The organism is Herbaspirillum sp. WGmk3, assembly GCF_023952535.1.
Lineage (GTDB): Bacteria > Pseudomonadota > Gammaproteobacteria > Burkholderiales > Burkholderiaceae_D > Herbaspirillum > Herbaspirillum huttiense.
Genome location: NZ_JAKYWT010000002.1, coordinates 857,390 through 870,911, shown reverse-complemented (window position 1 = coordinate 870,911; position 13,522 = coordinate 857,390). Strand labels below are relative to the sequence as shown.

General features: G+C 60.0%; 13 protein-coding genes. 7 read left to right on the top strand and 6 right to left on the bottom strand.

The window, feature by feature from the left end:
- Positions 1–7: 7 nt before the first annotated feature.
- From MKD49_RS09770 to lexA, 3 genes are all read right to left on the bottom strand, one after another.
- Complete coding sequence (locus MKD49_RS09770; protein ID WP_121039776.1) at positions 8–1,096, bottom strand: flagellin; 1,089 nt, start codon at positions 1,094–1,096, stop codon at positions 8–10.
- A 322-nt stretch (positions 1,097–1,418) separates the two neighbouring features.
- Positions 1,419–3,401, bottom strand: coding sequence for a tetratricopeptide repeat protein (locus MKD49_RS09765; RefSeq protein ID WP_209580665.1), 1,983 nt, complete (start codon positions 3,399–3,401; stop codon positions 1,419–1,421).
- Positions 3,402–3,603: 202 nt separating this feature from the next.
- A complete protein-coding gene (gene lexA / locus MKD49_RS09760) occupies positions 3,604–4,260 on the bottom strand; it encodes a transcriptional repressor LexA (protein ID WP_034332791.1) in 657 nt (218 codons plus the stop codon).
- Positions 4,261–4,587: 327 nt separating this feature from the next.
- Here lexA and rpsF point away from each other — a divergent pair, with 327 nt between their 5' ends.
- The 7 genes from rpsF to MKD49_RS09725 all read left to right on the top strand — a co-directional run bounded on the left by rpsF (position 4,588) and on the right by MKD49_RS09725 (position 9,652).
- Positions 4,588–4,953, top strand: coding sequence for a 30S ribosomal protein S6 (gene rpsF, locus MKD49_RS09755; protein ID WP_006462645.1), 366 nt, complete (start codon positions 4,588–4,590; stop codon positions 4,951–4,953).
- Positions 4,954–4,974: 21 nt separating this feature from the next.
- On the top strand, positions 4,975–5,274 hold the full coding sequence (gene priB, locus MKD49_RS09750; protein WP_121039785.1) for a primosomal replication protein N: 300 nt from the start codon (positions 4,975–4,977) through the stop codon (positions 5,272–5,274).
- Positions 5,275–5,329: 55 nt separating this feature from the next.
- Positions 5,330–5,614 carry a 30S ribosomal protein S18 gene (rpsR, locus tag MKD49_RS09745; RefSeq protein WP_006462643.1) on the top strand — a complete coding sequence of 95 codons (285 nt, stop codon included), beginning with the start codon at positions 5,330–5,332 and terminating at the stop codon, positions 5,612–5,614.
- Between the two features lie 26 nt (positions 5,615–5,640).
- The gene (gene rplI, locus MKD49_RS09740) at positions 5,641–6,093 is read left to right on the top strand and encodes a 50S ribosomal protein L9 (RefSeq protein WP_121039788.1); all 453 of its coding nucleotides are present in this window, start codon (positions 5,641–5,643) and stop codon (positions 6,091–6,093) included.
- Between the two features lie 204 nt (positions 6,094–6,297).
- Entirely contained in the window at positions 6,298–7,743 is a 1,446-nt protein-coding gene (locus MKD49_RS09735; RefSeq protein WP_121039791.1) for a replicative DNA helicase, read from the top strand.
- Between the two features lie 203 nt (positions 7,744–7,946).
- Positions 7,947–8,573: a DUF47 domain-containing protein gene (locus MKD49_RS09730; RefSeq protein WP_034330265.1), complete on the top strand. Its 627-nt coding sequence runs from the start codon at positions 7,947–7,949 to the stop codon at positions 8,571–8,573.
- A 71-nt stretch (positions 8,574–8,644) separates the two neighbouring features.
- Positions 8,645–9,652 (top strand): inorganic phosphate transporter, encoded by a 1,008-nt coding sequence (locus MKD49_RS09725; protein WP_039788418.1) that lies wholly within the window; start codon positions 8,645–8,647, stop codon positions 9,650–9,652.
- 98 nt (positions 9,653–9,750) lie between these two features.
- Here the strand turns inward: MKD49_RS09725 and MKD49_RS09720 are convergent, their stop codons facing one another.
- From MKD49_RS09720 to MKD49_RS09710, 3 genes are all read right to left on the bottom strand, one after another.
- A complete protein-coding gene (locus MKD49_RS09720; RefSeq protein WP_199725020.1) occupies positions 9,751–11,454 on the bottom strand; it encodes a PhoH family protein in 1,704 nt (567 codons plus the stop codon).
- 461 nt (positions 11,455–11,915) lie between these two features.
- Positions 11,916–12,392 (bottom strand): peroxiredoxin, encoded by a 477-nt coding sequence (locus MKD49_RS09715; protein ID WP_084320196.1) that lies wholly within the window; start codon positions 12,390–12,392, stop codon positions 11,916–11,918.
- Positions 12,393–12,484: 92 nt separating this feature from the next.
- Entirely contained in the window at positions 12,485–13,426 is a 942-nt protein-coding gene (locus MKD49_RS09710; protein WP_252696174.1) for a xylanase, read from the bottom strand.
- Positions 13,427–13,522 lie beyond the last annotated feature (96 nt).

Sequence of the window (13,522 nt, the reverse complement as noted above, 5' to 3'; positions counted from 1 at the left end):
ATCTGGCTTATTTCAACAGCGAGAGAACCTGCTGCGGTGCCGAGTTGGCCTGCGACAGCATCGCGGTACCAGCTTGCTGCAGGATCTGCGCACGGGTCAGGTTCGCGGTTTCCTGCGCGTAGTCGGTATCCATGATACGGCTGCGCGACGCGGTGATGTTTTCGCTCGACACTTGCAGGTTGCTGATGACCGCGCTGAAGCGGTTCTGCACTGCACCGAATTCTGCACGCTTGGAGGAGATCAGGCTGATGGCCTTGTCCAGGTTCTGGATGGCCTTCTGAGCGTCGCTCTGAGCGGACGGGGCGGCAACTGCCTGATCCAGCGACAGCTTGGCGCTGTCAACGGCAGCTTGCAGGGTCACGGCCGACGAAGCCAGTGCCGAGGAGGACAGGGACGAACCGGTAGCGAACAGGTTGTCCAAGGCAGCCTTGGCCGAGGTGTAGGTCGCTTGCGCGGTGCTCACGCCGGAGGTGTCGCCCAGACCGATCAGGCCCTTGGCGCTGGTGCCGATGACGGTAGCGATGGTGGAGTTGTTCGACAGGTCATCCAGGGTGATGGTGATCTGGTCGTTCAGCTTGTTGTCTTGCACGTTGGCGCCGACCTGGAACGACAGGGTCAGGGAAGCCGACACGTTCGAAGCGTTCGAGCCGGTACCGGCCGATGCGCCTTGACCAACACCGGTGAACAGGTTCTGGCCGTTGAAGCTGGTGCCGTTCAGAACACGGAACACTTCCTGCGACAGCTGGGTGTATTCGTCGTTCAGGGTCTTGCGGTCTTGTGCGCTGTTGGTGCCATTGGCTGCTTGCACAGCCAGTTCACGCATACGCTGCAGGTTGTCGCCGACGGTCGACAGAGCGCCTTCAGCGGTTTGCGCCATCGAGATACCGTCGTTGGCGTTACGTTGTGCAACTGCCAGGCCCTTGACCTGGGAGTTCATGCGGTCGGCGATGGCCAGGCCGGCGGCGTCGTCCTTGGCGCTGTTGACGCGCAGGCCGGACGACAGACGTTGGATCGAGGTATTGAGCGACGACTGCGAGGAATTCAGGTTCCGTTGCGTATTGAGCGACGGAATATTGGTATTAATGACTGCTGCCATGTTAATTCTCCTAAGATTTGAGACCGATGATCCGAGTTTCAGTGCCTAACGTTGGTCTTCTACCCATGAGCCCCAGGCGTTTCAACCTCTGTTGATTGCTTTATCGGGCAGTCTTGGAAAAAGTTTAGGGCTTTTGCAAAAAATCTTTTTCAAGGCTTTCCGAACTAAAACTGCGTGCTTTGAAACTCCAAGCAAATCCTTTTTCGACGGCAATTCCAAAAACTTTAGGAAAATTGCTGTTGCGGCCAAGAAAAATGTTCCGAAAAGCAAAAACCGCCCGGGAAGGGCGGTTTCCTGCAGTGGCTGGGCGCTCCTTGCCAGCTCAGCCTTGGGCTTTCTTATGTTGCAGCAGCGTTAATTCTTCGCCAACCTTTTTCAGGACCGAGTCCCAATCACTGACTGCCGGCTGGCGGAACAGGCGCATGCCGGGATACCACGGGGAATCATCGCGGTCGTTGAGCCAGCGCCAGTCGGGGACATGCGGCAGCAGTACCCAGGTGGGGTGGCCTAGTGCTCCGGCCAGGTGGGCCACCGAGGTATCCACGCAGATGACCAGGTCAAGATTGCTGATGGCGGCAGCGGTATCGGCGAAGTCTTGGCACTCATTGCCCAGGTCAAAGACGGGCCAATCGGCTGGCAAGTCCTTCAGGCCGTCGGCAGGCTTGCCTTTTTGCAATGAGTAGAATTCCATCTTGGGGACTTCAAACAATTGCTTGAATTTGTCCAGTGGAATCGAACGATGGCGGTCATTGCCATGCTCCGGATTGCCGCCCCAGACGATGCCGACGCGCAGATTGTCCGCTGATCGTGTCAAGGTGGAAATCTTCTGCTTCCAGTGCGCCGCCAGCGACGCATCGGCAGACAGATAGCCTTCCGCATAGCGCGGGATATCCTCTACGCTATGGGTGCGCAGGGCATAGGGCAGGCTCATGAGCACATAGGCGCAGTCGCAGGGTGGCAGGGGATCGCTTTCGCGCACCAGTGTCACTGCCGGTGTGAAGGATTGGAACAGGCGGTACAGAGGATTCTTCACATGCAGCGCCACGCTGGCACCTTGCTCCATGAGCAAGCGGGCATAGCGCAGGAACTGGATGCTGTCGCCAAAGCCTTGCTCGTGCATCAGCAGGATGCGCTTGCCCGCCAGCGAGGACTTGCCATCCCATTTCGGAATGACCTCGAACAGCTTGTGGATCAGGCGGTAGACGTGGGCGCGTTCCTTGGTGGTGAGGCGGCTCTCGTGGCACTCCCAGCCTTCCTCGAACTGTCCGCGCAGCAACAGGGTCAGTGCCAGGTTGTGCTTGGCGGTCGGGTAATTCGGCCGCAGCGCCAATGCCGTGCGGAAATTGCCGAGCGCATCGTCATAATCACCATGATCGTGCTGGATCGCGCCGATGTTGTTGTAGGTGAGGGCGTGCTTGGGGTCCAGCGCCAGGGCCTGCTTGAACATGCGCATGGCATCGTCGAAGCGGTCGCCCGTGTTGAAGTAGCTTGAACCGAGCTTGACGTAGCCATTCGGATCCTTGGGGGCGATCTCGATGACGCGCAGCAGGTGTTCGTGGGCTTCTTCGATCTTGTTGATTTTCAGATAACTATCGGCGATCTTGTTGTGGGCGTAGGTGTCCTGGGGATCGAGCAGGATGGCGGTCTTGTGGGACTCCACGGCCTCCTTGTACATCTCCATGGCATGAAAGGCTTCGCCCAGGGCGGTGTGGGAGGGAGCGAAATTGATCTGGTATTCGAGCGACTTCAGAATCGTGGCGACCGCCTCGTCAAAGCGCCGTGCGTCGATCAGGGCGCGGCCCAGGTGCGACAGCGGGCCCGGTGCGTTGGGTTCACGCCGGGCCGCATCCTCGAAGTATTTGATCGAGGCTTCCGGATCGTTCTTTTCGTGCAGGGCATTGGCCAGGCCGATGCGTGCCGCCCGGTTTTCCTTGTCGATGGCGATGGCGCGCTCGTAGATGGCGATGGACTCGTCGATGCGATCCTGGCTCAGCACCGTGCCGGCCAGGTTGCTGAGGTATTCGGCGTTGTTCGGATCGGCCTCGATGGCCTTGCGCAGGTATTGCTCGGCTTGCGCGAACTGGCCTTCCTGCATGGCGATCAGTCCGCGTGCGTGGTTGGCAAACACCAGATTGGGGGCGCGGGCCAATACGGCTGTACAGATCGCCTTGGCTTCCTCGGTCTTGCGATTGTCGAGCAGGTCCAGACATTTGCGAACGTCCAGCAGATCCTGCAGGTTGGACTTGGCGGCCGCTGGGGCCGGAATATGTTTGCCGTGCTTGTTGCTGCTCTTGCGCGTCGACATCGAAAAGGGTCCTCTTGGTTGGGCGCATCCATTGCGCCGGGCATAGCTGTCCAGCAAGGATGATATGCGTAACCGGTCACAGGTGAAGAGCTAAATAGAAAGCAAAAAACCTCCGTTTTAAGCGGAGGTTCATGCATAAACAAGCGATCAGTCGCCGCTGGCAGCGTCTTTCCGGCGGTCGGGCCTGCGCGCCGCCCCGAATTCAGTTCCAGCTGCGCAGCAATCCCACGGCCAGTCCTTCGAGTGCAAACTGGTCGTCTTCCGGCTTGACGATGATGGGCTCGAATTCCGGATTCTCGGGGAAGAGGGTGATGACGCTGCCGCTCTTCTGGTAGCGCTTGACCGTGACCTCGTCAGCCAGGCGGGCCACCACGATCTGGCCATTGCGCGCCTGGTCGGCGCGCCGCACGGCCAGCAGGTCGCCGTCCAGGATGCCGGCGTCGCGCATGGACATGCCGCGCACCTTGAGCAGGTAGTCGGGCTTGGCCGGGAACATGGCCGGGTCGACCTGGTAAGTCTTTTCCACGTGTTCCTGGGCCAGGATGGGGGAGCCCGCTGCGACGCGCCCGATCAGCGGCAGGCTCAGCTGCATCAGGGCGGGATGGGGCAGGGCCATCTGGCGTGCAGTACTGATGCCTGTGGTACCTGATTCGCGCAGGCGGATGCCGCGCGAGGTGCCGGGGGAAATCTCGATGGCGCCCTTGCGGGCCAAGGCCTGCAGATGCTCTTCGGCGGCGTTGGCGGAACGGAAGCCCAACTCGGCAGCGATCTCTGCACGCGTGGGAGGGAAGCCGGTGTTCTCGATGGCGTTCTTGATCAGGTTCAGGATCTGTTCCTGGCGCGCAGTCAGTTTGAGCATGAGGGTGGCCTTTCTCGGAGGGAAGGCTGTCTGGATGAACAGTCTGTATTTTTATACAGGTGCAATCCTTGTGTCAACGGCAACATGCATATTCCGGGGCGGAAAAGGCAAGCTTTCTCATTTATATAGAGCGCGCTGCAACTGAAGAATCTGGTTTTGAGCCGCTGGCGGCGATGTGCACGGTCCGCGTTGTGGCCCCGCGGCCGCAGTGCCGTGACGCCGGCATTGCTGTCAGGACGGAAACCTAGTATGATCTCTGGTTTTCCTCTTCCCACACCCGTCTTGACGCCGGGGTGGGCGTCTTCAATAAGTCCATAAGGAGTCTACATGCGTCATTATGAAATCGTATTTATCGTCCACCCGGACCAAAGCGAGCAAGTGCCGGCGATGATCGAGCGTTACAAGGGAATCGTCACCACCCGCGGCGGCAAGGTCCACCGTGTCGAAGATTGGGGCCGTCGCCAACTGGCTTACCAGATCCAGAAGCTGGCCAAGGCTCACTACGTCTGCCTGAACATCGAAGTCGACAGCGAAACGCTGGCTGAAATCGAAACCGGCTTCAAGTTCAACGACGCCGTCCTGCGCCACCTGACCGTCAAGATGAAGAAGGCCGAAACCGGTCCTTCCCCCATCCTGAAGGCAGTGCAGAAGGAAGACGCGGCCAAGAGCCGTACCGAAGCTCCGGCAGCTTAAGCGCTGCGAACATCGCGGAGAGTGAACCAGTTTCAAGTCATCGCCAGCCTGGCAGAACGTGATGTCCTACGTTATACGCCGGCCGGTATCCCGATTGTCACTGCCAGGTTGCAGCATCAGTCGGAGCAGACGGAGGCTGGCATGAAGCGTCAGGTCGAATTCGAGATCGCGGCGCTGGCAGCGGGGGAAATCTCCGGTGCGCTCAACAGGGCGGCACTGGGTGAAGTCTTCCGGTTCACCGGCTTTTTGGCCCGCAGGAATCGCAACAGCAAGAGCGTCGTGTTTCATATCGTTGATTTTGGCCCGGTCGCGCCGGATTGAGCGGCGCAAGGTAGCCAAACAGACCTTACCCAATTTTTAGATACAGGAGCCAACCATGGCATTCGGTAAAAAGTTCGATAAAAGCAAGCTGAAAAACAAGCGCCAACAGCAAAACCCGCTGTTCAAGCGCAAGAAATTCTGCCGTTTCACCGCCGCTGGCGTTGAACAGGTCGATTACAAGGACGTGGACACCCTGAAGGACTTCGTCCAGGAAAACGGCAAGATCATGCCGGCACGCCTGACCGGTACCAAGGCCCACTACCAGCGTCAAGTTGACACCGCCATCAAGCGCGCGCGTTACCTGGCTCTGCTGCCGTACACCGATCTGCACAACGCCTAATCAGCGTCGAGAAATAGGAGAAAAACATGCAAGTCATTCTGTTGGAAAAAATCGTGAATCTCGGCGGTCTGGGTGATGTCGTGCGCGTCAAGGACGGTTTCGCACGCAACTTCCTGATCCCCCAACGCAAGGCCCGCCGCGCTACCGATGCAGCCATCGCTGAATTCGAAGCCAAGCGCGCTGACCTGGAAAAGGCTGCCGCCGAGAAGCTGGCCGCTGCCCAAGCCCAAGGCGAAAAGCTGGCTGGCGCTACCGTGGAAGTGTCGCAGAAGGCCGGCGTTGACGGTCGTCTGTTCGGTTCCGTGACCAACTTCGACATCGCTGAAGCCCTGGGCAAGAAGGGTTTTGCTGTCGAGAAGTCGCAAGTGCGCCTGCCCAACGGCCCGCTGAAGACCGTTGGCGAACACCCCGTGTCGGTGGCTCTGCACACCGACGTGGTGGTCGATGTCACCATCGCAGTCAAGGGCGAGCAAGCGTAATACGCCTGTTTGCTGCAATTCGTTTTGCAATAGAAAAGCCGGGTTCGCCTGGCTTTTTTATTGTCAGTTGTACCAAGACACGCCGCCACTGGTCATCGTCATGGCGCGGCTTGTCAATGGCTTCATATTGCATTCGTTCGCATGAAGCATCTGGCCGTGCAAAAACGTTCGGCCGGACCTACGGCTTCACATCAGCAGGTTATAATGCGCGCCATGAAAGAATCGTCCCGCGGCAATCCAGAATTTTTCCGTGGCCAGAGAGAGTCATCCGATCCCCAGATCGATGCGCTCCGCGTGCCGCCCCACTCCATCGAGGCCGAGCAATCGGTGCTGGGCGGCCTGCTGCTGGACAACGCAGCCTGGGACCGTATCGCCGACTTCGTCAGCGCTGAAGACTTTTACCGCTACGATCACCGCATCATCTTCGAGCACATCGTCAAGCTCATCAACAGTACCAAGCCGGCCGACGTCATTACCGTCTATGAAGCCATGTCCACCAGCGGCAAGGCCGAAGAGGTGGGCGGGCTGGTTTATCTGAATGCACTGGCGCAAAACACGCCTTCTGCGGCCAACATCCGCCGCTATGCCGAGATCGTCCGTGATCGCGGCATTCTGCGCAAGCTCATCACCGTGGCCGACGAGATTTCCGGCAATGCCTTCAATCCGCAGGGCAAGGATGTGAAGTCCATGCTGGACGAGGCCGAATCCAAGATCTTCGCCATCGCCGAAGAAGGGTCGCGCGGCTCTCAGGGCTTCATGGAAATCCAGCCGCTGCTCACGCAAGTGGTCGAGCGCATCGACGAACTTTACAATCGCGACAATACCAGCGACATCACCGGCGTTCCGACCGGTTTCATGGATCTGGACAAGATGACCTCCGGCCTGCAGCCGGGCGACCTGATCATCGTCGCCGGCCGTCCTTCCATGGGTAAAACGGCTTTCTCGATCAACATCGGCGAACATGTCGCCATCGAGTCGGGCCTGCCGGTAGCCGTGTTCTCCATGGAAATGGGTGGCGCGCAGCTGGCCATGCGTATGCTGGGTTCAGTCGGACGCCTGGACCAGCACCGCCTGCGTACCGGCCGCCTGCTGGACGAAGACTGGCCGCGCCTGACGCACGCCATCCAGAAGATGAACGATGCGCAGTTCTACATCGACGAAACGCCGGCGCTGTCGCCCATCGAATTGCGCGCACGTTCGCGCCGCCTGGCGCGCCAATGCGGCAAGCTGGGCCTGATCATCATCGACTACCTGCAGCTGATGTCGGGCAACGGTGGCAGCTCTTCTGAAAACCGCGCCTCCGAAATCTCGGAAATCTCGCGTAGCCTGAAGGGCCTGGCCAAGGAACTCAACTGCCCGGTGATCGCGCTGTCGCAGCTGAACCGCTCGCTGGAACAACGTCCCAACAAGCGTCCCGTGATGTCCGACTTGCGCGAATCAGGCGCTATCGAACAGGATGCTGACGTTATTTTGTTCATTTACCGTGATGAAGTTTACAATCCGGACTCGCCCGACAAGGGCACGGCGGAAATCATCATCGGCAAGCAGCGTAATGGCCCCATCGGCAGCATTCGTCTGTCCTTCCTGGGGATGTATACCAAGTACGACAACTATATCGGCAATCTGGCGCAGCCTTACGGCGGCGACTGATGCCATCGGCGGCGCGCCACCAGGGCGTGTCGCTGCACAAGGATCACGGGCGGCGTCGGGCCGCCCGTGTCATGCAAGGCGAGCGGTCCCCAAGGCCGTTCGTGCAGGACCGGCAGGGCGGGGTACCGGCTTCCAAGGGGGTAGCCGCAGGCCGGTTCGAAACGGCGCTTTACATGAGCGCTAACCATTGATGAGAGAGAAAAATGTTTGGACGATTGATGCCGACTGAAGGCAAATTCTTTGACCTTTTCAATCAGCATGCAGAGCTGGCGGTCAAGTGCGCGAAAGAAATGGTGGCGCTGATGACCAATTTCGACGACCTTGAAATTCGCGTGCACGCCATTGAAGCCGTCGAGAAGGAAGCCGACAAGGTCACGCACAATGCCATCGAACTGCTGCACAAGACCTTCATCACGCCGCTGGACCGCGATGACATCCACCAGCTGATCACCCGCATGGATGACATCCTGGACCTGCTCGAAGATGCGGCCCAGACCATCTCGCTCTACGACATCAAGGCCATCACGCCGGAAGCCAAACGCCTGGCCGAGCTGTGCCTGTCCTGTGCGGAGAAGGTGCAAGCCGCCGTAGGCCTGCTGTCGAACATGGACAACTCGCGCCAGATCCTGTCGATCTGCCAGGAAATCGACCGCCTGGAATCCGACGCCGACCACGTCATGCGTGCGGCCATGTCCAAGCTGTTCCGCGATGAACCGGACGTGCGCACCCTGATCAAGCTCAAGGCCATCTACGAAATCCTGGAAACCGTCACCGATCGCTGCGAAGACGTGGCCAACATCATCGAAGGCATCATCGTCGAAAACGCCTGATCTCGCGGCGTAGCGGCGATTCCCTCGATTTCCGACGGGGACGCCGCTGGTTTCACACAACGGTTTCCCCCATGCAAACAATCCAAATCAGCTTACATATTCTCGCGTTGTTGATCGTCCTGGCGCTGCTGTTCGACTTCATGAATGGTTTCCACGACGCCGCCAACGCGATCGCCACCGTGGTCTCCACGGGCGTACTGCGTCCGCAGACCGCCGTGGCCATGGCCGCCTTCTTCAACCTGGCGGCCGTGTTCGTGTTCCATCAACTGCACGTGGCGGCTTCGGTGGGCAAGGGCACCATCGAACCGGCCATCGTTGACCAGTACGTCATCTTCGGTGCCCTGATCGGGGCCATCTTCTGGAACCTGGTGACTTGGTATTACGGCATCCCGTCCTCGTCCTCGCATGCCCTGATCGGCGGCCTGGTTGGCGCGGCCGTGGCCAAGGCCGGTACCGGCGCGCTGATTTCGGCGGGCCTGCTGAAGACGATTCTCTTCATCGTGCTCTCGCCCGTGCTGGGCCTGGTCTTTGGCTCCCTGATGATGCTCGTGGTGTCGTGGATCTTCTTCCGCTCCACGCCACGCAAGATCGATGGCTGGTTCCGGCGTCTGCAGCTGCTGTCGGCCTCCATGTACAGTCTGGGCCACGGCGGCAATGACGCGCAGAAGACCATCGGCATCATCTGGATGCTGCTGATCGCTTCGGGTTATTCCTCCCCGGATGCGCCGCCGATGTGGGTCATCATTTCCTGCTACTGCGCCATCAGCCTCGGTACGCTCTTCGGTGGCTGGCGCATCGTCAAGACCATGGGCCAGAAGATCACCAAGTTGAAGCCCGTCGGCGGTTTCTGCGCCGAAACCGGCGGTGCGATCACCTTGTTCATCGCCACCGCCCTGGGCATTCCGGTCTCGACTACCCACACCATCACCGGTGCCATCGTCGGCGTGGGCGCGGCGCAGAAGATGTCGGCCGTGCGTTGGGGTGTGGCCAGCAACATCGTTTGGGCCTGGATCTTCACCATTCCGGCCTCGGCCTTCGTGGCGGCGATCGCCTGGTGGATTGGCGTGCACGTGCTGTAACAAGCCGTCATTCATGGTCGCTGCCAGCGCGGCGGCCGCCCAAAAGCAAAAAGCCACGTTTTCACGTGGCTTTTTGCTTTGATGCTGAAGAAAAGTGCTTACAACACGTCGCTGGCGTGATCGGCCAGGCGCGAGCGTTCGCCACGCGCCAGGGTGACATGCCCGCTGTGCGCCCAGCCCTTGAAGCGGTCGACCACATAGGTCAGGCCGCTGGAGCCTTCGGTCAGGTAGGGCGTGTCGATCTGGGCGATGTTGCCCAGACACACGATCTTGGTGCCGGGACCGGCACGGGTGACCAGGGTCTTCATCTGCTTGGGCGTCAGGTTCTGGGCCTCGTCGATGATCAAGAACTTGTTCACGAACGTGCGGCCGCGCATGAAGTTGAGCGACTTGATCTTGATGCGCGAGCGGATCAGGTCCTGGGTCGCGGCGCGGCCCCATTCCCCGGCATCGCCATCGGACTTGTTGAGTACTTCGAGGTTGTCATCGAAGGCGCCCATCCAGGGGCCCATCTTCTCTTCTTCCGTGCCCGGCAGGAAACCGATGTCTTCACCGACCGGCACCGTCACGCGGGTGACGATGATTTCGTTGTAGAGCTTGGTCTCCAGCACTTGCGCCAAGCCCGAGGCCAGTGCCAGCAGGGTCTTGCCGGTACCGGCCTGGCCCAGCAGGGTGACGAAATCACACTCCGGGTTCATCAGCAGGTTCAGCGCGAAGTTCTGCTCGCGGTTGCGCGCAGTGATGCCCCAGACGCTGTTCTTGGCGTGGCCGAAGTCGCGCAGGGTCTGCAGCACGGCAGTCTTGCCGTTGATCTGGCTGACCTGGCCGTAGAAGGCCGGTTCACCATTCTTGGGCTCGATGAAGACGAACTGGTTGACCAGCAGCGAGGGCACATAGGGGCCGGTGACACGGTAGTAGGTGTAGCTGCTGCCGTGGCGGCTTTCCTGCCAGGACTCCATGCCCTTGCCATGCTTGTTCCAGAAGTCATCCGGCAGCTGCTGGATGCCCGAATACAGCAGGTCGGTATCTTCCAGCACATGGTCGTTGAAGTAATCTTCCGCGGGCAGGCCAATGGCACGCGCCTTGAGGCGCATGTTGATGTCCTTGGAGACCAGCACCACCGGACGTTCCGGATACTGCTGGTCCAGCGCGCGCACCACGCCCAGGATCTGGTTGTCGGCCTTGCCTTCGGGCAGGCCTTCCGGCAGGGCGGCGTTCTGCAGCTTGGTCTGGAAGTACAGGCGGCCCTTGGCATCCTTGTTGCCCAGCTTGGCCAGCGGGATGCCCAGGTCGATCGAATCCTCGGCCACGTCGGACACCAGCGCATCCAGCGAACGCGAGATCTGGCGCGCATTGCGGGCCACCTCGGACATGCCCTTCTTGTGGTTGTCCAGCTCTTCGAGCGTGACCATGGGCAGGTAGATGTCATGCTCCTCGAAGCGGAACAGCGAGGTCGGATCGTGCATCAGCACGTTGGTATCCAGCACGAACAGCTTGGACTTGCCCAGCTTGTCGGCCACGCGGCTGGTGGGCGACTTGGGTCGGGCTTCTGCGCTCTTGGGAGCGGCTTTCGGTTTCTCGGCCACGGCGGCAGTCTTGCCGGTGATGCGCGCGCGGGGCGCGGTGACCTTGGTATCGGAGACGTCGGCAACGGCAACTGCAACTGCTTGGGGTGCAACTACGGGAGCGGAGGTTTCAACGAGAGTGATGTTCGGTTTGACGGGCTTGTTGCGATCGGCCTTGGGATAGTCCTCGGGAGACAGCATCGAAGCTGGTTTGCTCGGCATTTTGGGCAGGGGCATCAGGACCTCGGAAGTGGATGAAGAAAACACCGCTTTGTCAGAGCGAACAGGTGAAGCAATACATCAGACAGCAAAGAGAGGGATCTTGCTGCAAGGCCGGGCATGCCAATGAAATCCTTGCACCTGTGCTGCAACGTAGCGGCCGTTGCCGTACGGAGGGCAGACAGGGGTTGGGCGAGGGCTTGATTGGCCTGGACGGCGGGGGTGGCAAAGTAAAAAGTAAAAAAGCCGTTTCGGCAGGCCTCGGGCCTTAACCTGAAACGGCTTCCAGCAAACGTTTTTCTGTTTGAATTCAATGGCTTGTATCGTTTGACCGCATGGTTGGAACGCGTCGCAGCTACTTGCCAGGTCTCCGCGCCGCGGCCTGAATCGATCGTTGCCGTCCAGACCCTGCGCGCAGCAGCCGGGTGGGCTATTGCGCTGCAGCAACCGGACCGCCTGTTTCAGGAGTCGAACTTCATTCAGGCCAGGGTTTTGATGAAGGCCAGCACCTCATCCACGTGTGCAGGAACCTTCACTCCACGCCATTCTTTCACCACTTTGCCTGCGGCGTCAATCACAAACGTGCTGCGCTCCACGCCACGTACCTGCTTGCCATACATGTTTTTCATCTTCATGACGTCGAACATGGTGCACAGGGTTTCATCGGGGTCGGAGATCAGCTCGAAGGGCATGCCCAGCTTGCCCTTGAAGTTTTCGTGGGACTTCAGGCTGTCGCGGCTGATGCCGAAGATGTCGGTGTTGGCGGCCTGGAATTGCGGATGCAGGTCACGGAACTGCATGCCCTCGGTGGTACAGCCGGGGGTGTTGTCCTTGGGGTAAAAATACAGAACCAGGTTCTTGCCGCGATAGTCGGCCAGGTTGAAGGTCTTGCCACTGGTCATGGCGGCCGAGAAGTCCGGCACGGTCTTGTTCAGGAGGGATGGTCGGTCTGTCAAAGTGGCGCCCCGTAGGTGAAGTCTTGTTGGTGGATGGTTGGCGGGCCGGGGTTCCCGGCCCTCATGAAGCCATGATCAAATCCTGTGCAGCCTTACATGGCCTGCACGATCATCTCGCCCGACCGGCCGGGCAGTTCGCCCCAGGCGATCGGCAGGATGGGCAGGACGTCATGCTTGATGCTCTGGTAGTAGTCGCCCATGGAGACCAGTTCGTAGCCTTGGGCACGCCAGCCGGTGAGCAATTGTTCGAAAATGGGGCCGAGTTTCTGTCCTTCAAGCTCCGCGTGAAGAGTGAAGACATGGTCACGGGGTTCCTTGGTCAACTGAAGCAAAAATTCAGCAGCATTGCTTGCGTCGATCATCTTGCCGCCGATCTCCCGGCCCAGGATTTCATCCAGCGTGGGCAGGGTGGTGGGCAGTTGCACGCAGGAGAGCGGCTTGCCGAAGGCCGACAGGCGATGCGGGCCGGCATCGGCATCGGCCAGGCTGCCGTTTTCCCGCAGCTGCGAGCGGCCGTCCGAGGAGTAGGCCATGCCGAACTGGTCCAGCTGGACGAAGGCGTGATCGTTCATCTGCCAGCCTGCAGCGCCGTGCGTACGGGGTGCCTCACCGAAGATCTCGCGATAGCGGGCATGCGACTTGTGCATGGTCTCCACGGTCCACTGAGCGTCGGCAGTGCGAACGTCGTCCTGCCAGACCCGGTGGTCCCAGGTATGGATGCCGCATTCGAAACCCGCGTCCCTGGCTGAGCGCATGAAATCGGCACAGGTCTTGCCGATGTCGGGAGCGGGCAGCAGGGTGCCGTACATCAGCGTTTTGATGCCATAGTGTTCCACCACCGAAGTGCGCGAGACCTTGCTGAAGAAGCCCGGACGGAAGATTTGCTTCAGCGCCCAGCCGGTGTGGTCGGGCCCGAGCGAGAACAGAAAGGTGGCACCGGCACGATGGCGGCGCAGCTGGTTGATCAGGTTGGGGACGCCCACGCGGGTGCCGCGGTAGGTATCGGCGTCGATCTTGAGAGTGAGTTTGGGCAATTCGCTGGACCGGAAAGAGGGTGATCGGCGGTGGGCCGCCATGGTGCTGCTGACTGTCGGGGTAGTGCGCCGGGCGTTGGACTGCGGCGGCTGACG